A 20,322-nucleotide genomic window follows, 5' to 3' on the forward strand; every position below is an offset into this window, starting at 1 on the left:
TGGGTGCTGTTTCAGGCCAGTTCCTGGAATAGCACCTGCGAATTGCGCTGGAAGTTATACAGCGATTTCTTGTTGGCGGGGAGTTCTTCCACGCTGCCTTTCACAAACCCGCGTTCCCGGAACCAGTCAGTCGTTTGCGTGGTGAGCACCAGCAGGCGGGTTTTGCCTTGCGCTTTCGCCAGTTGGGCAACGTGCCGCAGCAGCTTGTCGCCCCGGTTGCCGCCCCGGTATTGTGGGTTGACCACCAGACAGGCGAGTTCGGCTACTTCTGGGGCGTCAGTGTCGTACAGGGCAACGCAGGCAATCACTTCGCGGTCGCGGGTGATGATGTGGAACTTGCCGATTTCCAGTTCCAGTTGTTCGCGGGATCGCTTGATTAGCACACCGCGTTGCTCCAGCGGGCGGATCAGTTCCAGGATGCCGCTGATGTCTTCTACCGTTGCCGCCCGCAGGCTTTCAAACTGCTCGGTGGCGACCATGCTGCCTACCCCATCGCGGGTATACAGTTCCAGCAATAACGCGCCATCTTGCGCAGCGTTGAGCAGATGCACGCGCTCAATCTCGCTGTGCAGCAGCAAGCTGGCGATTTTCAGCAGGAAAGGGGAGGCGGAGGGGTCATGGTTGACTTGCCCGGCCACCAGCTCGCGCGGCAGTTGCAAATCATGGTCGCTGAGGAAAATGATCTTGTCGGCGGCGAGTTCTTTCGCGGTGCTGAGTGCTACCTGCTCGTAATCTAGGTTGTAGGTTTCACCACTGGGGGAATAACCGAGCGGGGAAACCAGCACGATGTTGTGGCTGTCCAGTTGTTGGGCAATCAAGGCATGGGCAATGCGGCGGATTTTGCCGGTATGGCTGTAATCCACGCCATCAATGATGCCCAGTGGTTGCGCCGTCAGGTAGTTGCCGGAACAGATGCCGATGTCTTCACCCGCGAAACTGGGTTGGTTCAGGGCATGGCTGAGCAGCTTTTCAATGCGGATACGCAGATGACCGACCGCCTCTTCTACCAGCGGGATGTCGTCAGGCGCGGTGACGCGGATATTGTGGTGGAAATGGGAAACCCGCCCTGCCACTGCCAGCCGCTGGTTAATCTGCGCGCGCGTGCCGTGGACGATGACGATGCGGCAGCCGAGCGCGGCAATGATGGCAATGTCCTGGATCAGGCGGCGGAAACTGTCTTGCTCCACCACTTCACCGGGGAAGGCGATGACAAAGGTTTTGTCCCGGTGCTGGTAGACGTAGGGGGCGGCTTCGCGCAGCAGGAGGACGCTGTTGCCATCGGAACCGGTCATGCGGTTTCGGCCAGCAACAAGTGGTCGACCAGATCGCAAATGCAGTGGATCAGCAGCAGGTGCGTTTCCTGGATGCGGGCAGTGCTGTCGGCGGGTACGCGCAATTCCACGTCGCCGTCTTGCAGCAGGTCTTTCATCTCGCCGCCAGCTTTGCCGCTGAGGGCGATCACGCGCATCCCACTGGCATGGGCGGTTTCAATCGCGCGGTTGACATTGGCGGAATTGCCACTGGTGGAAATAGCCAGCAACACGTCGCCGGGCCGACCCAGTGCTTCAATCTGACGGGCGAACACGCGCTCGTAACGGTAATCGTTGGCGATGGAGGTGAGGGTGGAAGTATCCGTCGTCAGCGCAATGGCGGGCAGACCACGGCGTTCCTGTTCGAAACGGTTGAGCATTTCTGAAGAAAAATGCTGGGCGTCGCCAGCCGAGCCGCCGTTGCCGCAACTGAGGATTTTGCCATTCTGCTGGATGCTGGTGAACACCAGTTGAGCGGCTTGCAGGATCGGTTCCTGAAGCAATCCCAGCGCTTTCTGCTTGGTTTCGATGCTGGCGGTGAAGTGTTGTTGGATGCGTGTCTGCAAATTCATGTGTCAGCCCGATTCAAAAGCGTTTCTGATCCAGTGTATGTGATTGCTGCCTTCTACCGCAACGACATCGAAACGTGCTTGCGCGTCGGGGGCGCGGTATTGAAGGTAGTGTTGTGCGGTGCGGATGATGCGCGCTTGCTTGCGTGGATCAATACTGTGCAATGCGCCGCCGTAACGGTTGTTTTTGCGGTAGCGCACCTCAACGAACACGATGGTGTGCCCGTCCAGCATGATCAGGTCGATTTCGCCGATTTTGAGGCGGTAGTTTTGTTGCAACAGTTTCAAACCGCTGGCCTGTAAATGTTCACAGGCCAGTTGTTCGGTGCTGATGCCGCGTTGCAGGTGCGGCGCGGTGGGTTTACTGTCCAAGCGGTTGCGGTACGCCGTTGATAAAGGTGGCCATCAACAACTTGCGCTGGACTTCGCGGTTACGTGCCAGACGGATGGTGCCGGTTTTGCCGTTGACCTGCGCGTTCGGGTTGCTGGCAATGCTGGGCAGGTTTTTGGCGATCAGGAAGGCATCCATACCCAGGGCATACATGCGCGGGAAGGCGGAGTTGTTCAGGCTACCCGCTTGTAGGGCCTCAATCACCCACGGGATTTCGGTATAGATGATGCCGTCGAGGTCTGAATCCTTGCCGGGGTCAAGCCGCCCGGAGAAGATGTGCGAGGTGGCGTAAACAGGCGTGGATGGGGCTTGCGCTGCCAGCAACGGGCGCATCAGGCGCGCCTGGCTGGGGGAGGCGGCCAGGAACACCATGCTGGCACGGCCCTGGGTGGCAGCCAGCGCGGTTTGCACGTTCTGCATGTAGGCATTGGAGGGGGAGTCCGGGTATTGCTGGATATTGACGACTTGCCCACCCTTGGCCTGATAGGCAGAGCGGAAGGCATTGGCAACCCGCTCGCCCCAACTGGAGGCAGGAGCCATGACGATGGCAGTGCGTTGGCCGCGGGCAGTGGCGAATTCCGCCACCTGACGGGCTTCATCTTCCGGCAGCAAGCCAAACTGGTAGAGCGCGCCCGGCACATTCAGGCTATTGGTGAGGTAATTGAGGCTCAGGATCGGCGTGGTCAACATGCGTGGTTGCGCCAGCAGTTGCGCCAGTGATTCCTTGTCGAGCGGGCCGACAATCATGTCCGCCCCATCTGCCACGGCACGCTGGTACTGGGCGACAGCGCCGCCAGCATTCACGTCGTAAATCTGCACGCTGGCGTTACTGGCCAGGTTATTGCGGGCGGTTGCGATGCCACGGTAGATTTCCTGGCTGACGCTGCCCAGTGAGCCGGATTGCGGTAGCAGGGCTGCGACCCGGTTGACGCTGGTGGGAACCAGTGCCTGCTGGACGTTTTGCGTGCTTCCGCCAGCCATGGCCTGGGCGCGTTTGCGCACGTGCTTGACTTTTTCACGCAGGGCAGGTGAGAGCTTGTCCAGATTGGTGGGCAGGGTGCGCAAGGCGAGTGCAGGGTTGTTTTGTTGCAGGGCCAGCAGGGCCTTGACATAGGCCAGGCGGCCACGGTTTTCACCATCCAGCGCGGAAGCCGGGACTTTTGCCAGATAACTGTTGGTCAGCTTGGCGTCACCAATGGAGGCGGCAATTTCTGCGGCTTGCAGGATAACGCGCTCACGCTGGGGCGAAGGGTAACGGCTGGCAGCGGCATAGTAGGTTTGAGCGGCTTCCCGTTTCTTGCCTTTGCTGAGCAGGGCATTGGCCTGTTCGATGCTGACGTCGCTTTGGCTGGTTGTGTCTGACGAGCCGGGGACAAGGCTGTTGGAGCAGCCTTGCAGCAGAAATGGGGCGGCCAGCAATGCGATCCATAGGTATTGCCGGATGCCGTGGGAGAGTTTTTTGTGCATGGTGTAATCCTGATACCAGTTGGAGAGGGTGAACCAGCCAAAATATAGCACTTTTTCAGACCTTGACTGAATGTTTGCGCGGCAGGCATACGGATTCTTGGATGGGGGGAATACGCAAAAATGATGACAAACATCAATAACCGGTTGTTGGCGGGGGAACTTTTTCGATAAATGTATGCAATCTTTGCGGTTTGTACGCAGAAATAGCGCTATGCTTGTGAGCGGAAACCTGAATTTATTTATCACCACAGATTAAACAAGAGGGTTTCACAATGACTAATAATGTTATGGAGGTGTTCTGATGTCGACGGGATTGGCAGTAGCCATCTTATGCGCAATTGCTGCGCTCATCTATGGAGCCGTTACCATCCGTTGGGTGCTTGCCCAGCCGGAAGGTGATGCCAATATGCGCCGCATCGCGCAAGCCGTGCAGGAGGGCGCGCAAGCCTATCTTAACCGCCAATACACGACCATTGCAGTGGTTGGTATCTTGTTATTTGCTGTTATTTTCGTCGCTTTGGGTTGGAAAACGGCCATTGGTTTTGCCTTGGGTGCTGTGTTGTCGGGCGCTACCGGCTACATCGGTATGAATGTGTCAGTCCGCTCCAATGTGCGCACGGCGGAAGCGGCCAAAGGTGGCCTGAATGCAGCGCTGGATGTGGCTTTTAAGGGCGGCGCAATCACCGGTATGTTGGTGGTGGGTCTGGCGCTGCTGGGCGTGGCGGGTTATTACGCTATCCTAACCATAACGGGCACGTCCTCCGAAGAGGCCAACCACGCATTGGTGGGGTTGGCATTCGGTGGTTCCCTGATTTCCATCTTTGCCCGTTTGGGTGGTGGTATTTTTACCAAAGGCGCTGACGTAGGCGCTGACCTAGTAGGTAAGGTGGAGGCGGGTATTCCGGAAGATGACCCGCGTAACCCGGCAGTTATCGCCGATAACGTGGGTGATAACGTCGGTGACTGCGCCGGTATGGCGGCTGACCTGTTTGAAACTTACGCTGTGACCATTATTGCCACCATGTTGTTGGGCGGCCTGATGATGGGTGGCTCGGAAAATGCCATTATCTACCCGCTGGTATTGGGTGGGTTCTCGATCCTGGCTTCCATTCTGGGGACGATGTTTGTCAAGGCGCGCCCCGGTGGCAAGATCATGAATGCGCTGTACCGGGGGCTGGCAGTGGCGGGGGTGGCTTCGCTGGTGGTGTTCTACCCGATTACTTCCATCCTGATGGCGGATAACGGGCAGTATTCAGTCAATGCCCTGTACGGTGCTGCGGTTATAGGCTTGTTGTTAACAGCGGCCATGGTGTGGATCACGGAATATTACACCGCGACCGAGTACAGCCCCGTTAGGCATATCGCGCAAGCTTCCACCACCGGTCATGGCACTAACGTGATTGCCGGCTTGGGCGTTTCCATGAAAGCGACCGCTGCGCCAGTGTTGGCTGTGTGCCTGGCAATCTGGGGGGCATTTGCGCTGGCAGGTTTGTACGGAATTGCGATTGCGGCGACTTCCATGTTGTCGATGGCAGGTATCATCGTGGCGCTGGATGCTTACGGCCCGATCACTGACAACGCTGGCGGGATTGCGGAAATGGCCGGTTTACCGGAAGACATCCGTAACATCACTGACCCGCTGGATGCAGTGGGGAATACCACCAAAGCCGTTACCAAAGGCTATGCGATTGGTTCGGCAGGTCTGGCGGCGCTGGTGCTATTTGCGGATTATACCCACGCACTGTCTGCCCACCAGACGGGGATGACGTTTGACCTTTCCAACCACATGGTCATTATTGGCCTGTTCATTGGCGGCATGGTGCCTTACCTGTTCGCCGCAATGGGTATGGAAGCAGTCGGGCGCGCGGCGGGTTCGGTAGTGGTCGAAGTGCGCCGTCAGTTCCGTGATATTCCGGGCATCATGGAAGGCACAGGCAAGCCGGAATATGGCACTTGCGTAGACATGCTGACCAAGGCGGCCATCAAGGAAATGATCCTGCCCTCACTGCTGCCGGTAGCTGTGCCGGTCATCGTTGGCCTGACCCTGGGCGCGCAAGCGTTGGGCGGGGTGCTGGTGGGTACGATCATCACCGGGATTTTCGTGGCCATTTCCATGACCACCGGTGGTGGCGCGTGGGATAACGCCAAGAAATACATTGAGGAAGGCAATTTCGGTGGTAAAGGTTCTGAAGCCCACAAGGCGGCGGTAACTGGCGACACCGTGGGCGACCCGTACAAGGATACAGCAGGCCCTGCGGTCAACCCGCTGATCAAGATCATCAACATCGTGGCGCTGCTGATTGTGCCGTTGTTGGCGTGATGGTAACTGTTCACCCACTCTCAGTTTTGAAGAAACCTCTCCTCAACCCTCCCCTTATCAGGGGAGGGGGCAAGTTTGCACTTTCTTGTTCCTCCCCTGATAAGGGGAGGCTAGGAGGGGTTTCTTTGAGGGGATGTGAAACGTCATGACGCAAGGCATTCTCTACTGTGTGGCAACACCGATTGGTAATCTGGAGGACATGACCGGGCGGGCAAAGCGTATTCTGGCCGAAGTGGACAAGGTGTACGCAGAAGACACGCGCGTAACCCGCAACCTGTTTACCCATTTCGGCGTCCAGAACACGCTCGCCAGCTTGCATGACCATAACGAAGCCGACCGGGTGGCCAGTATCCGCGCGGAACTGGAACAGGGGATGCAGCTGGCACTGGTCAGTGATGCTGGCACGCCGTTGATCAGCGACCCTGGCTACAAGCTGGTGCATGCGCTGGGGCAGGAAGGTTTCCGGATAGTGCCAGTGCCGGGAGCCAGCGCCCTGGTTGCGGCACTGTCGGTCGCGGGTTTGCCGACTGACCGGTTTGTGTTTGAAGGTTTCCTGCCTGCCAAACCTTCCGCCCGCCGTAAGCTGCTGGAGGGTTTGCAAAATGAGCCGCGCACCCTGGTATTTTACGAATCCAGCCACCGTATTGCCGACATGTTGGCAGATGTGGCGGAAACCTTTAGCGCAGGTCGGCAGGTAGTGGTATTGCGCGAACTGACCAAGCTCTATGAGACCATTTACCGTGGTAGCGCTGCTGAATTGGTGAAGCAGATCGTGACAGATACCAATATGTCACGCGGTGAATTCGTGGTGGTGGTGGAAGGCAAGGTGCAGGATGAGTCGCAGGGGCAGCTTGAAGCTATCAATGCCGACAAGGTGCTGGCAATTTTGTTGGAAGAGTTGCCCGTGAAGCAGGCAGCAGCGATTGCTGCCCGGTTGACAGGTTTGCCCAAAAACCAGCTATACAAACAGGCATTGGCGCAGGGTTGATCAGCTTTCTGCTTCGGTTACCGCTGTATTGATGACTATCAACTTGTCAGGGTCAAGTGCCAGAATCTGCTGTGCGGTTTCTGCCGTTATCAGGCAGCGTTTCCCGGCCAGGAATGTAATGGCCAGTTTGCTGTCCGCCAGATCTTGCTGTTGCTGTTCGGTGACGTACAGGTATTTGATGTTTTCACCGACAACGAAATTGTAACGGATTTCTGCATCGTCGACATTTTGCAGATTTGCACTGACCAGAGCATCCACTTGCGCGCGCACTTGTTTGCGGCGTTCAGCCCGTTCCCGGCGACGCTGTTCTTCTTCACGGCGTTCTTTCTGTTCAGCCTGGTTGCGGGCTTCGTAGAATTGCGCCAAGTCACTTTTTTCTTTTTTGGCAGGGCGAGGAGCCTTGACTTCCTTGTTCTGTTGGGGCTTTGGCGGGGGTGAAGCTCGCTTGGTCGTATGGGAGGTGTGACCTCTTCTGGGCGCTTGTCTGGAATTGGATGGTTTCGGTTGGCTGGCTTTTTCAGCCTGTTCTTCTGTGACCAGCCCCGCTTTGAGTAACTGGTCAAGTAATGAGTTTGCCATACGGTTCTCTTAAAATTGTCGACAAGTTGCTGTGAGAATTGCTAACAGACGATATAATACCCTGATTTTTCCACAACGGTAGAGCAAACCATGAATATTGATAAAGTTCCTGCGGGGCGCGACGTTCCTGAATGCGTGAATGTCATCATTGAAATCCCGGCGCTGTCCACGCCTGTCAAGTATGAGCTGGATAAGAAAAGTGGCGCTTTGTATGTTGACCGTTTCCTGTCTACGCCGATGTTTTACCCGGCCAACTACGGTTTTATCCCGCATACCCTGGCTCTGGATGGCGACCCGACAGATGTGCTGGTGGTTACCCCAACCCCGTTGATGCATGGCGCGGTCATTCCGGTACGTCCGGTCGGTATGTTGCAGATGTCTGATGAGTCCGGGATTGATGCCAAAATTGTGGCAGTTCCGGCGCGCAAATTGTCTTCTGGCTATCGCGATGTTCAGAATTATACGGATTTGCCACCGTTGCTGTTGCGCCAGATCCAGCACTTCTTCGAGCGCTATAAGGAACTGGATGCAGACAAGTGGGTCAAGGTGGAAGGCTGGGCAGACGCAGATGGTGCCAAACAGGAAATTCTCGCCAGCGTAGCGCGTTATAATCTGGAAAAACCAGAGGAGATTCCATTCTCATAATCTGCTATAGTCGCCCGGTTTTTGACAGGGCAGACAGGATGCTTTCAGCATTGAGGATTCATGAGTGATAGACCCATTAAACTTGAGCGCGATGAGCAACACATGTTCAACGTGCGTGCGCTCATCGCGGGTATCCTTATCCTGTTTGCCCTGTTGGGAATCGTAGGCAGGCTTTACCACCTCCAGTTTGTGGAATACGGTAAGTATGCGGAGCTTTCGCGCCAGCATTACCAGAAGCGTATCCCCACCCCGCCTAACCGTGGCCAGATTTACGACCGCAATGGCGTCCTGTTGGCCGATAGCCATACCCAGTATGTGCTGGAGGTGGTGCGTGACAATATCGGCGATGAAAATGGCGACGGAAAGTCTAGCCTTGCCGATGTCGACGGCTTGGTTGAGCGGTTGGGCAAACTGATCCCCTTGCAGGAAAAGGATGTGCGTTCCTTCAAGACCCAGGTGCGCCGTTTCAAATACCAGCCCATCCCCATCCGTGAAAACCTGACCGAAGAGGAAGTGGCCGCCTTTGCCGTGAACCGCCCGCGCTTCCCCGGTGTGAGCATGGAAGTGCGCATGGAACGGTTTTACCCGCTGGGCAAACTGGCCAGCCATGTCATTGGTTATGTCGGGCGCATTGATTCCCGCGATCTGGAGCGGGTGGATAAGGATGAATACATCGGCACCACCCATATCGGTAAATCCGGCGTTGAGGCTTCGCATGAAGACCGTTTGCATGGGCAGGCGGGGCATCTGCTGGTCGAGGTGGATGCGCATGGCAAGCGTCAGTCTACCGTTAGTGAGAAAGCGCCTGTGGGTGGGCAGGATTTGTTCCTCGGTCTTGACATCAACTTGCAACGCACGGCGGAACAGCTGCTGAATGGTGAACGTGGCGCTATTATCGCCATGGATCCCGGCAATGGTGAAGTGCTGGCGCTGGCCAGCGTGCCGACTTTTGACCCCAACCTGTTCATCAATGGTATTTCGCACAAAGATTACAGCGAGCTGCGGGATAACCCTGACCGCCCGTTGTTTAACCGTGCGTTGCAGGGAACCTATCCCCCCGGTTCCACCATCAAGCCCATGGTGGGCATAGCCGGGCTGGTGGAAGGGGTGGTGACGCCGGGTTCACGGGTGCGCGACCCTGGTTTTTTCCGGCTGTCAGGGCAAAAGCATGTATTCCGTTGCTGGAACAAGCGCGGGCATGGTTCTGTGGATCTGAAATACGCCATCCAGCAGTCTTGTGACACTTATTTCTATGATTTGGCCTACCGGATGGGGGTTGACCGTTTTTCCAGCTCCATGCGCAAGTTTGGGTTTGGTGAAAAGACTGGCGTTGACCTGCCTTCGGAAGCCTCTGGTTTGATGCCTTCCAAACAGTGGAAAGAAGAGCGCTACAAGCGTGACTGGTATCCAGGGGATACCGTTAATATCGGTATCGGCCAGGGCTACTGGCTGGCAACGCCCATACAGCTGGCTCATGCTGTCACCATCATGGCCAATCATGGTACCCGCCTGAAGCCGCATATCCTGCGGGGGGTGAGGATTGCCCGCAACCAGCCGGAGAGTGTACTCAAGCCTGAGCCATTCCCGCCAGTTGAGGCCGATGAGCGGTTCTGGAACCTGGCTATCCAAGGGATGGAAAATGTCATGCGCCCTGGCGGCACGGCGCGCGCGGCGGGTGCTGGAGCTGCCTACCGGATTGCGGGCAAAACGGGTACTGCGCAGGTTTTTGGTTTGGCAGGCGGAAAATATAACGCTGGCCGTATCGCCAAGCGCTTGCGTGACCATGCTTTGTTTATTGGTTTCGCACCGGTGAATGACCCGAAAATTGCTGTGGCAGTCATTGTTGAAAACTCCTCAGGTAGTGGTGGGCATACAGCGGCACCGATCGGGCGCAAAATCATGGATGCCTATTTGCTTAAACAATACGGGGATGACAAACTGACTCCCGATGATGCAGGGCGGGATGCGGGGGGAGCGGAGGATCCACATGATTAACGGTTTATTGCCTTCCTGGTTGACCATTGCGTTACAACGGGTGGATGCGGTGTTGCTGGCAGTCCTTTCGCTGTTGGTCATGTTTGGCCTTGGAACGCTTTATAGTGCCAGTGACGCCAATATGGATCAGGTTCAGCGCCAAATTATCCATTTCCTGATTGGTTTGGGGCTATTGGTGATTTTTTCCCAGATTTCCAGCAAGACGCTCAGGCTATGGTCTCTGTGGTTGTACGGCATTGGGGTGGCCTTGCTGGTGCTGGTGCTGGTGATTGGCGTTACCAAAAAGGGCGCACAACGCTGGCTCAACATTGGGGTGGACATCCAGCCTGCGGAAATCATGAAACTGGCCGTGCCGATGATGGTGGCCTATTACTTTTCTGAAAAGCCTTTGCCGCCCAGGTTTACGGATGTACTGATCGCGTTGTTGCTGGTATTTGTACCGATGCTGCTTATCATGAAACAGCCCGACCTGGGGACAGCCTTGCTGATAGCCACCTCCGGTTTTTTCGTCATTTATCTGGCGGGCATGTCGTGGTGGCTGATTGGTGGAGGGGCCGTGTTGTTGTCGGTAGCGGCTCCGCTGCTATACTTTTTTGGTATGCATGACTACCAACGGCGGAGGGTCGACACACTTTTGAACCCTGAATCCGATTTGTTGGGAACTGGTTACCACATTTATCAGTCAAAAATTGCGATTGGTTCTGGTGGGGTTTATGGGAAGGGCTGGATGAATGGGGATCAGTCCCACCTGGATTTCCTGCCGGAACGGCATACAGACTTCATTTTCGCCGTGTTTGGCGAAGAGTTCGGGCTAGTGGGCAACCTGATCCTGATGGGATTGTACCTGTTCATTATCTGGCGTGGTTTATACCTGGCCAGTAAAGGGGAGGATACATTTGCCCGCCTGCTGGGCGGGGGTCTGAGTGTGTCATTCTTTTTTTATTTGTTTGTGAATACCGGCATGGTAAGCGGGTTATTACCGGTAGTCGGTGTGCCTTTGCCCCTGGTGAGCTACGGCGGTACTTCGGTGGTCACACTGATGATGGCTTTCGGCATCATTATGGGAATGAGGAAACGCAAACGTATTTATCAACGGGAGGGCTGAAGACGGATTTCCGGTGCTTCCCAAGGGTCTATCAGGAGAGAAAACATGGGAATCATGCAGGATTCACCTCAGGGGAAGAAAATATTTGTCCGTTTGGCTAGTGTGGCATTGCTGGGTAGTATGCTGGGTGGGTGTGGCACACCGCCAGGTTCGGCCAGCCCACAGTGGCCGTGGGTATTTGCGCCGCCAGCCGCAGCACCGAATAATCAGTCTTTACCTCCTCCCGTTGTCAGCAATCCGCCGCGTGGCAATACTGTGCCAGCGCCACCATCTGTAACCACCACGCCTCGTCAGCCCGTCAACAGTTCCCCTCCAGGGTTACGCGGCGATTATGCCAGTTATCCGGCCTTGCGCCAGTTTATCGGCAAGATGAACAGCCAGCACGGTTTCGACCTTGCTTTCCTGGAGCAAACATTTTCCGGAGTCCAGCGTGACAAGGAAGCCCTGACCAAGGCGGGGGCACCGACCGAAGGGCAGGCATGGCGCGCCTACCGGCCGATTTTCCTGACCGAGGAGCGCATTAATGGTGGGGTGGAGTTCTGGAACCGCAATGCAGCCTTGATTGATGCGGCGACCCGACAATACGGTGTCGACCCTGAATACGTTGTCGCCATTATCGGGGTGGAAACCCAGTATGGTAGAAATACTGGCAAACACAATGTGTTGGGGGCTTTGACTACGCTGGGGTTTGATTTTCCGCGCCGCTCCAGCTTCTACCAAAAAGAGCTGGAGCAGTTTTTGTTGCTGGCGCGTGAGGAAAAGGTTAGGCCACAGATTTTCGCCGGGTCGTATGCGGGGGCTATGGGCTTGGGGCAATTCATTTCCAGCAGCTACCGCAGCTATGCCATCGACGGCAACCGTGATGGCAAGCGCGACTTGTGGAACCCGCAGGATGCGGTTCCCAGCGTGGCCAATTACTTTGCCAAAAATGGCTGGAAACGCGGCGGTGGGGTTGCCGTGCCTGCATATGTTTCCGGTGGTGGCTATGCTAGTATTGCCGAAACTTCGGCAAAGAAACCTTCCCGCACCCTCAGCCAACTGGCTGCAAGCGGGGTCAGGCCTCAGGGGGCGATCAATTCCGCCAAGGTCAGCCTGATCAAGCTGGAAGGTTCGACAGATGAGTACTGGGTCGGTGGGGAAAACTTTTATGTGATTACCCGTTACAACCCCAGCGTGAAATATGCAATGGCTGTTCACCAGCTTGCGCAGGCTATCCGTCAGCGTAAGTTTGGTTTGTAAGGCGTATGCTTGGGAAAACTGGCCTATCTACAGGCCGGTTTCCTAGTGGGCAATGATAAGAAAGCTGGAAAATATGATGACAATAAACTGGCAATTTTCGGGAGTCTTGCTGGCTTCCATGGCAATGGGGTTGGTGGCGTGCAGCAGCAATGCCGGTAAAAAGGATGCGCAGCCCGCAGTAGCCATTCAGGATGCGGTGCGTGCGCAGCCACGCGCTACTTGTGGTAATGACTCTTCCTATACAATCAATGATAAATCTTATCAGGTGCTGGATTCTGCTGCCGATTATTCCGAAGCGGGTACTGCGTCCTGGTATGGGGCCGAATATCAGGGCACGCCCACGGCGGGTTGTGAAGTTTTTGATATGTATGGTTATTCGGCAGCACACCGGACATTGCCGTTGCCCAGTTTCGCGCGCGTCACCAATGAACAGAATGGCAAGAGCATTATTGTGCGCATTAACGACCGCGGGCCTTTTGACTCGGGCGACTTGATCCAGTTGTCGTTTGCTGCGGCGAATGCGCTAGGCATCAAGGCACGCAGCGGCGCACCGGTGGTGGTGGATGCTATTTCCCCGCAGCAGCTTCCAGCTGGTGTGGCGGCGGCAGCCAGCCCCAAGCTGAGCACGGCAAAAGCGCCAGCCCCGGTCGATAAATCAAAACCCTATTACGTAATCGCAGGTACTTGGCCGGATCAGGGGGCAGCGCTGGACATGTTTGTGCGCTTGACCTCGGTCGGCCTTGGCAAGACCGAAATGGCGACAGCCACGCGCGAAGGGCGCGAAATGTACCAAGTCAGGGTTGGGCCGCTTTATAATCAGGATCAGATTGATAACGTGAAGGATATTCTGGAAAGCAATGGTCTGGCCAACTTCAAGGTGGTTGCGCGCTAGCCGCGTCTCCGTTACCGTAGCATCCATGAAAACAATCCGTCTCAAGATAAAGGACAGATAATGCTTACAAGGATTTTTAAGCCGCTATTATTGGGGTTACTGTTGGCGGGTGGGGTTGTGCTTGCCGCACCGCAGGCCGCTGCGCCGGAGTCAGAGGAACCCGCGCCCAAGGACGTTTCAACCGCTCCTTACAATGACCCGTCCATCCCCACCGAAATCATCTCACTGGCTCCGGGTGTGCCGGAAATCGAGGCCAAGAGCTACCTGCTGGTGGATTTCCAGAGTGGGGAGGAACTGGCGGGTATCAACCCCGGTATGCGCATTGAACCGGCCAGCATCACCAAGCTGATGACGGCTTACATCATGTATCAGGAGCTGGGCAAGGGTAGGGTCAAGCTTGAGGATGAAGTGCTGATCAGCGAGAAGGCGTGGAAAATGGAAGGTTCGCGTATGTTTGTTGAATTGGGCAAAAAAGTCCAGTTCGAGAAGCTGCTCAAGGGCATGATCATCCAGTCTGGCAACGATGCCGCAGTCGCTTTGGTCGAGCATCTGGCGGGCAGTGAAGAGGCGTTTGTAGAGCGCATGAATAAGACGGCCGCTGATTTGGGCATGAATGACACCCATTACATGAATGTCACAGGCTGGCCAGCCCAGAACCATTACACCACCGCGCGCGATATTGTGAAGTTGGTGACTGCCCTGATCACGGATTTTCCGGAATGGTACAAGCTCTATTCGATCAAGGAATTCAGTTACAACAACATCAAGCAGCAAAACCGCAACAAGCTGTTGTGGCGCGACCCGACCGTGGATGGCCTGAAAACGGGGCATACGGAATCGGCAGGTTTCTGTCTGGTGGCTTCTGCCAAGCGCGACAACATGCGGCTGATTTCGGTAGTGCTGGGAGCCAAAAGCGAGGAAGAACGCGCCAATACCAGCCAGCGTTTGCTGGAATACGGTTTCCGTACCTTTGAGACCCACCAGCTGTACGGCGCGGGTGCTGTGCTGGAGACTGCGCGGGTCTGGAAAGGCGAGAAAACGGAAGTACCCGCTGGTGTGATTGGTGATTTGTTCGTCAGTATTACCAAAGGGCGTTATGACCAGCTCAAAGGCGGCATACAGCTTGATAAAGGTATCGACGCCCCCATTAAACGTGGAGATAGGTTGGGTACCATCATCATTACTGACCAGGAACTCGGCAAGGTTGTCAAGGAAACGCCATTGCTGGCGTTGGAAGACGTGCCAGAAGGCGGTTGGTGGCGCAGCTTGGTGGACGGTATCCAGAAGTTTTTTGCGGATTAATAGCGCGGAGTAGAGGTTGAGGCATGGAGCGGTTTGGGCAAGGCGAAGAGTTGGTCATGGAATTTCCCTGTGATTTCCTCATCAAGGTGGTGGGGCGTGCGGATGTGGCGTTTCATGCCCGCATTTGTGAAATTGTTTGCCGTCATGATGACAGTTTTGACCCGCTGGAACGTTTGCAGCGCAAGGACAGTTCCGCCGGTAAATACCAAAGCCTGACCGTGAATTTGCGTGCCATCAGCAAGGAACATATTGACGCCGTCTATCAGGATCTGAAAGCTTGTGAGCTGGTGTTGTGGGCGTTGTAGAAAATACGCTTTTCCCCCTGCGCATCAAGGTGTTGGGTGAAAATGCCGAGTATCAGGTCGTCTGGCGGCAAATGCAGGCATTTACCCAACAGCGTGATGAAAATACTCCCGATGAAATCTGGCTGGTGCAGCATTCCCCTGTTTTCACGCTGGGGCGCAATGGCAAGATGGAGCATGTGTTGGCTCCCGGTGATATTCCCGTCATCCCCATCGACCGTGGTGGTCAGGTGACTTACCACGGGCCAGGGCAGCTTGTCGTTTACCTGCTGCTGGACATTCGCCGTAAAAACAATTTGGGTGTGCGTGATCTGGTGATGCGGATTGAACAGGCCGTCGTCGACTTACTGGCGCATTATGGCGTGGTGGCGGAAGGGGATAGGGATGCGCCCGGTGTCTACGTGCAGGGCAGCAAGATTGCCGCGCTGGGCTTGCGGGTGACCAAAGGCCGTACCTACCATGGTCTGAGCCTGAACGTGGACATGGATTTGGAGCCGTTCCAGCGCATCAACCCCTGCGGTTACGCCGGTTTGCAGGTAACGCAGTGCAAGGATTTGGGGATTATGTTGCAACCGTTCGAGTTGGCGGGGGAGCTATGTGAGTGTCTGGCCACACGGCTTGAATACCCGCTGATTGAGTGGCTCCAGGGTCAAATGTAGTAAGTGCTTTTCGTCATCACCTTCGACATCAGCGGCATCAACAGCTTGCGTACCGGAAACGGCAGTTTTGCCCCGCCGGATTGTATCGCAACATCACCGTGATGGGCTTCATCTTCCCTCATCTTTTGCAGGATCGCCATGTCAGCCAATGCGTGCGCGGGCAGGCGGTTGATGTGTTTTTCCAGGTGTTTGATAACCTGATCTTCGGTTTCTTTGACGAAACCGAGGCTCCATTTGTCACCAATCTTGCCCGCTGCCGCGCCGATGGCGAATGACCCCCAGTAGAATAGGGGGTTCAGCAGGCTTTTCCTACCGCCGAGTTCGTTCAGGCGTTTTTCCGTCCAGTTCAGATGGTCGTTTTCTTCCATGGCGGCACGATCCATCTGTTGCTTGATGTCCGGGCGGTTGGCGGTCATGGCCTGCCCGCGGTACAAACCCTGGGCAGACACTTCGCCGGTATGGTTGATGCGCATCAGCCGGATAATGATATCCCGGTCGGCATCACTCAGCGATGCAGTTTCCTGCACCCCTTCCGCAGGGTTGGGGCGCTCGGTGGTGGGCGCAGTCGCGTGCACCACCCGCATGGACTGGTCAATTTCGGTCAGGATTTTGTCTAACAGGCTGAGTTTGCGCATGGGATACCTCTGCCGATTACTTTGACTCACGCTTGACCAGGTAGTCTATGACCTGAAGCAACTTTTCTTCATTACCAACCATGCTGGGGCTGGTGCGGTATTTACCGTTGACAATGATGACGGGAACCGAATCCGCCTTGGAAAGTTTGCCGACTTCGTCAGCGCGGCTCATCATGGTGGTAAGTTCCATGGATTTTAGGGCGTTGTTAACCTGATCAATGTTGAGCCGATGTCAGTGAAAAAACGGCGCAGAGCGTCGTCATTGTCGATCCTGCGGCGTTGTTTCTGGATGGCGTCAAAGATTTTGGTGTGGACGTTTTTGCTGCCATCCGGGTCGAGCATCTGGCCGACGTAGAACAGGCGGGCATGGAAAGCCCAACGTGGGCTGAGGGTAGCAGGCACGCGGCGGAATTCGACATTGGCCGGTTTGTTTTTCAGGAATTTGCCGATGGTCGGTTCCAGATGCAGGCAGTGTGGGCAACCGTACCAGAACAGTTCCGTTACCTCAATCTTGCCTTCAGCGGCTTGCACAGGCACGGCTGGCGAAAGGGTGACGTAATCTGTCCCTTCCTTGAATTCCTGTGCTTGGCCGGATTCAGGTACGCAGCCGGTCAAGACCAGCAGGATTGTCATTACTAGGCCGAGGGTATGGCCAAACACCTTTTTCATTGCTTCATTGTCTCCCTGAGAATATCTGTTTATCTGGATTGGTTTGTTATCGTTATGGATTGCCCTTCTTGAGACTCGTGACTGCCATCAAAGTTCACCGTAGGAGTGCAGCCCGGAAAGGAACATGTTAACCCCCAGGAATGCAAACAGGGTGACAAACAGGCCGACTACCGCCCACCATGCCATTGGGGTTCCTCGCCAGCCTTTGGAGAAGCGCAAATGCAGCCATGCTGCATAATTTAACCAGACGATTAATGCCCAGGTTTCTTTTGGATCCCATGACCAATAGCCGCCCCATGCCTCTGCCGCCCACATGGCACCTAGGATGGTGGCAATGGTGAAGAAGGCAAAACCCAGTGCAATCGCCTTGTAGGTTATATCATCCAGCAATTCCAGTGACGGCAGGCGTCTGGCCAGCAAACCCGGTGAACCGCTTTTTTCACCATTGGCTTTCAGCAGGTATGCCACGCTGGTCATGGCCGCCAGCGCGAATGCGCCATAGCCGATGAAATTGGCAGGTACATGGATTTTCATCCAGTAACTTTTCAGTGCCGGTACCAGCGGCGTGATTTTGCCAGCGTCGCGCTCGAAACTGTACCACAACAAAAAAGCAACTGCCGCACTAATCACCAGTAACACAAAACCGCCCAGGGTACGGTTTTTGTAACGGCCTTCGTAATACAGGTAGAGCAGCCCGGTAATTAGGCAGAACAGGATGAAGACTTCATACAGGTTGCTGACCGGGATGTGGCCAAATTCCGGGTCAATCAGGTAGGATTCGTACCAGCGCACCATCAGGCCGGTAAAACCCATAACCAGCGCCGCCCAAGTAATGGCTGAAGCTGTTTTCAAAGTAAATTCATGATCGGCAAACAACCCGCCGAAATAGGCAACTGTTGCCATGACAAACAGGGCGCTCATCCACATGATGGCCGATTGGCTGGAGAACAGATATTTCAAACCAAATACTTGTTCGGCATTGCCGTAATTGCCACCGTACAGCCAGATACCCACCAGGCTGAAGGCAGCCACCACCAGGGTATAGGGCTGGAATGCCTTCCAGTACCACCCCAAGCCAATCAGGCCGGGGGCCGTGCAAGCCAGGATACCGATTTCATAAGCATCCATGACGTTGCCGTAAGTGGCGAAGACAAATACCGTGGCAGCCAGCACAATGGCCGCCCATGCCCAGTCTTTCAGCATCAGGCGCTTGAACAGGCTGGGCTGCTCAAGCAGGGATTCAATCGCTTCCTGTGGAACTGACATCTTTCACCTCGCGTGCCATGGCCTGCCGGAATGTCGCGTGCAGGCGCTTGAAATAACGGTCAAATTCTGGCTGGTTACGGTTGGCGCTGCCAGCCACGATGATTTCAGACTGGCCGTTTTCCTGCGGCCTGACCCAAACCCATATTCTACGCTGCGCCACGTAAAACAGCAGGAATACCCCTACTATCAGCATGACACTGCCGAAGTAGACCACATCCTTGCCCGGCGAGCGGGTAATCTGCAAGCCGGATGCCTCAATTTGTTTGAAACTGCTCAGTTGCACAAACCAGGGTGAGCCGTAAGCAGAAATCTTGTCGATGGCCAGCAGGCTATCGTCGAAGAAAGCCCAGTCCGCTTCGGTTGGTGCAGTGCTTACGCCTTCCTGCCTGAGGGTTTCTTCATAGAGGGCGCGCAGCCCGGCGTTCAGGACTTTCATGAAGGCTTCCGATGCGCCTTCCCGCTTGTCTTCGGGGAAGCGTTCGGTGATTTCCTGCATGATGCCTTCGGAACCCTTGCTGGCGAACAGGCTGGTCAGGCGCACCATGGACTCGACCACCTGGTTTTCCACCTCAGCGCTGTTGATGGCGGTTTGCTGCATTGAGCTGCGGGTGGTTTCAATGGCGGATTTCCTTACCAGATCCAGGTTCTGCATATTGGCCAAAAACTTCATGAAGCGGTCTACACCGCCTTTCGGGCCAACAGGGATGTGCAGGTAACGGAAAGGTTCCGCAGGCGAGCCGCGCACACCGCTAATGTAATAGTTCTGCCCCTTGATGCTGACCGGGTTCATGTAGTTCTGGTATTCCATCGCCTGCCCGGTGGCATCACGCAGTTTGAATGTGATGCTGGGGCCGATGTTCTGCTTTTTGATTTTGCCGTCAGCCTGTTCCATGTCATTGATGTTGAACGGGCGGAAGTCATTCAGTTCCAGCTTGTATTGCTGGGTGCTGCTGCTGAGGTTGTAGTCCTGGAATACCTTGCCTTCAATATCCTGCGTGGCGTACTGGGCGCTGAAAGGGTGCAGGCGCAGTTTGACTTCCGAGCCGCCGTCGCCAAAATTGGCCTGATAAATGGCGACATCTTTGTAAATCAGCGGGTGATTGACGGAAATGGTTTTCTCCATCGGGGCGGGCAGATCTTTGTCATGAATGATCAGGTCGCTCTCGAAGGATTTTGGCATCCCGGTGGAGTAATGTTCAACCCGGAAATCTTTCACTTCCACCTCAAACGGCAGGTACTGCACATAGTAGCCATCCCGCATCGGCTGGAAAATGATGTTGGCACGGCTGCCTTCCGGAATGTCCACCGAGCCACGGTAGGAAAAGCTGGAGGCGGGAAGCTGGCTGATGGTAGGGATTTCAGAGGCAGGAATATTGCGTGTTTCCGGTTTCAGTTTGCCTTGCCATTCAGCAACCATCAGGGGCAATCGGCTATCCATCAGGCCACCGAGGCAGATGACGATGATGCCGAGATGGGTTAGCCAGTAACCCCAATGGTTAGCCCCGCCTTTCATGCCAGCCACGACTGTGTGGTCGTCTGCCGTCTTTTGGCGGGTCTTGAAGCCCTGGCTGGAAAGGATCCGTTGCGCCATGGATTGTGCTTCACCTGCGGGCATGGTGGTGTCCATACTGGCCTGGTGTTTCATTGCGCGCAGCGACTTTTCCTGCACGTTTTCACGGAAGTGGCGCAACTCACGCAAAATACCGGGTGTATTACGCCCGACGCAGGTGGTGATGGAAATGACCAGGAAGCCGAGGATGCCAAGGAACCACAGGGCGGAATAGACATCGTACAGCCCCAGTGACTTGAAGATGTCAAACCAGAACGGGCCGAACTTGATCTGATAGTCGGTGTAAGGTTGGTTCTGTTTCAGGATGGTGCCGATGACGGACGCAACCGCCAATACCACCAACAGGCTAATGGCCAGGTTCATGGAACCCAGAAAGTTGATCAGGCGTGTGCTGGCAGTAGGGGCGCTCTTCATACCAA

20 protein-coding genes are annotated in these 20,322 nt (G+C 55.4%); 10 read left to right on the top strand and 10 right to left on the bottom strand.

Features of this window, described 5'->3' with window-relative positions:
* Positions 1–11: 11 nt before the first annotated feature.
* Genes argA through THINI_RS15815 form a run of 4 tightly spaced genes read right to left on the bottom strand, consistent with a single transcriptional unit; the run spans position 12 to position 3,737 of the window.
* Positions 12–1,292: an amino-acid N-acetyltransferase gene (gene argA / locus THINI_RS15800; RefSeq protein WP_002709557.1), complete on the bottom strand. Its 1,281-nt coding sequence runs from the start codon at positions 1,290–1,292 to the stop codon at positions 12–14.
* A complete protein-coding gene (locus THINI_RS15805; protein WP_002709558.1) occupies positions 1,289–1,882 on the bottom strand; it encodes a phosphoheptose isomerase in 594 nt (197 codons plus the stop codon). Before THINI_RS15805 ends, argA begins: the two co-directional genes overlap by 4 nt.
* A 3-nt stretch (positions 1,883–1,885) precedes the next feature.
* Positions 1,886–2,251 carry a YraN family protein gene (locus tag THINI_RS15810; RefSeq protein ID WP_002709559.1) on the bottom strand — a complete coding sequence of 122 codons (366 nt, stop codon included), beginning with the start codon at positions 2,249–2,251 and terminating at the stop codon, positions 1,886–1,888.
* Positions 2,241–3,737 (bottom strand): penicillin-binding protein activator, encoded by a 1,497-nt coding sequence (locus THINI_RS15815; protein WP_002709560.1) that lies wholly within the window; start codon positions 3,735–3,737, stop codon positions 2,241–2,243. The genes THINI_RS15810 and THINI_RS15815 overlap by 11 nt, the downstream gene beginning before the upstream one ends.
* 301 nt (positions 3,738–4,038) lie before the next feature.
* Between THINI_RS15815 and THINI_RS15820 the strand changes: the two genes are divergently transcribed.
* Positions 4,039–6,057: a sodium-translocating pyrophosphatase gene (locus THINI_RS15820; protein ID WP_002709561.1), complete on the top strand. Its 2,019-nt coding sequence runs from the start codon at positions 4,039–4,041 to the stop codon at positions 6,055–6,057.
* 145 nt (positions 6,058–6,202) lie between these two features.
* Entirely contained in the window at positions 6,203–7,045 is an 843-nt protein-coding gene (rsmI, locus tag THINI_RS15825; protein ID WP_002709562.1) for a 16S rRNA (cytidine(1402)-2'-O)-methyltransferase, read from the top strand.
* On the opposite strand, the gene THINI_RS15830 is transcribed toward rsmI, so the two are convergent.
* Entirely contained in the window at positions 7,046–7,624 is a 579-nt protein-coding gene (locus THINI_RS15830) for a DUF2058 family protein (protein WP_002709563.1), read from the bottom strand.
* 90 nt (positions 7,625–7,714) lie between these two features.
* On the opposite strand from THINI_RS15830, the gene ppa reads away from it, so the two are divergent.
* From ppa to lipB, 8 genes are all read left to right on the top strand, one after another.
* Positions 7,715–8,269: an inorganic diphosphatase gene (ppa, locus tag THINI_RS15835; RefSeq protein WP_002709564.1), complete on the top strand. Its 555-nt coding sequence runs from the start codon at positions 7,715–7,717 to the stop codon at positions 8,267–8,269.
* Positions 8,270–8,329: 60 nt separating this feature from the next.
* Complete coding sequence (gene mrdA, locus THINI_RS15840; RefSeq protein WP_002709565.1) at positions 8,330–10,264, top strand: penicillin-binding protein 2; 1,935 nt, start codon at positions 8,330–8,332, stop codon at positions 10,262–10,264.
* Positions 10,257–11,369, top strand: a complete 1,113-nt coding sequence (rodA, locus tag THINI_RS15845) for a rod shape-determining protein RodA (protein WP_002709566.1) — start codon at positions 10,257–10,259, stop codon at positions 11,367–11,369. Before mrdA ends, rodA begins: the two co-directional genes overlap by 8 nt.
* A 45-nt stretch (positions 11,370–11,414) precedes the next feature.
* Positions 11,415–12,608 carry a lytic murein transglycosylase B gene (gene mltB, locus THINI_RS15850; protein WP_002709567.1) on the top strand — a complete coding sequence of 398 codons (1,194 nt, stop codon included), beginning with the start codon at positions 11,415–11,417 and terminating at the stop codon, positions 12,606–12,608.
* A 73-nt stretch (positions 12,609–12,681) separates the two neighbouring features.
* Positions 12,682–13,500: a septal ring lytic transglycosylase RlpA family protein gene (locus tag THINI_RS15855; RefSeq protein ID WP_154724429.1), complete on the top strand. Its 819-nt coding sequence runs from the start codon at positions 12,682–12,684 to the stop codon at positions 13,498–13,500.
* 60 nt (positions 13,501–13,560) lie between these two features.
* A complete protein-coding gene (locus THINI_RS15860) occupies positions 13,561–14,802 on the top strand; it encodes a D-alanyl-D-alanine carboxypeptidase family protein (protein WP_002709569.1) in 1,242 nt (413 codons plus the stop codon).
* A 56-nt stretch (positions 14,803–14,858) separates the two neighbouring features.
* Positions 14,859–15,107, top strand: a complete 249-nt coding sequence (locus THINI_RS15865; protein ID WP_245536632.1) for a YbeD family protein — start codon at positions 14,859–14,861, stop codon at positions 15,105–15,107.
* Positions 15,095–15,763, top strand: coding sequence for a lipoyl(octanoyl) transferase LipB (gene lipB, locus THINI_RS15870; protein ID WP_002709571.1), 669 nt, complete (start codon positions 15,095–15,097; stop codon positions 15,761–15,763). The genes THINI_RS15865 and lipB overlap by 13 nt, the downstream gene beginning before the upstream one ends.
* On the opposite strand, the gene coq7 is transcribed toward lipB, so the two are convergent.
* The 5 genes from coq7 to THINI_RS15890 form a co-directional block, all read right to left on the bottom strand.
* The gene (gene coq7, locus THINI_RS15875; RefSeq protein WP_002709572.1) at positions 15,754–16,398 is read right to left on the bottom strand and encodes a 2-polyprenyl-3-methyl-6-methoxy-1,4-benzoquinone monooxygenase; all 645 of its coding nucleotides are present in this window, start codon (positions 16,396–16,398) and stop codon (positions 15,754–15,756) included. The genes lipB and coq7 overlap by 10 nt on opposite strands.
* 16 nt (positions 16,399–16,414) lie before the next feature.
* Entirely contained in the window at positions 16,415–16,573 is a 159-nt protein-coding gene (locus THINI_RS26695; RefSeq protein ID WP_245536633.1) for a thioredoxin domain-containing protein, read from the bottom strand.
* Between the two features lie 20 nt (positions 16,574–16,593).
* The gene (locus THINI_RS15880) at positions 16,594–17,067 is read right to left on the bottom strand and encodes a thiol:disulfide interchange protein DsbA/DsbL (protein WP_245536634.1); all 474 of its coding nucleotides are present in this window, start codon (positions 17,065–17,067) and stop codon (positions 16,594–16,596) included.
* Between the two features lie 87 nt (positions 17,068–17,154).
* Positions 17,155–18,333 (bottom strand): c-type cytochrome biogenesis protein CcsB, encoded by a 1,179-nt coding sequence (gene ccsB, locus THINI_RS15885; protein WP_002709574.1) that lies wholly within the window; start codon positions 18,331–18,333, stop codon positions 17,155–17,157.
* Positions 18,308–20,317, bottom strand: a complete 2,010-nt coding sequence (locus THINI_RS15890) for a cytochrome c biogenesis protein ResB (RefSeq protein ID WP_002709575.1) — start codon at positions 20,315–20,317, stop codon at positions 18,308–18,310. The genes ccsB and THINI_RS15890 overlap by 26 nt, the downstream gene beginning before the upstream one ends.
* Positions 20,318–20,322 lie beyond the last annotated feature (5 nt).

It is taken from the genome of Thiothrix nivea DSM 5205 (assembly GCF_000260135.1).
GTDB lineage: Bacteria > Pseudomonadota > Gammaproteobacteria > Thiotrichales > Thiotrichaceae > Thiothrix > Thiothrix nivea.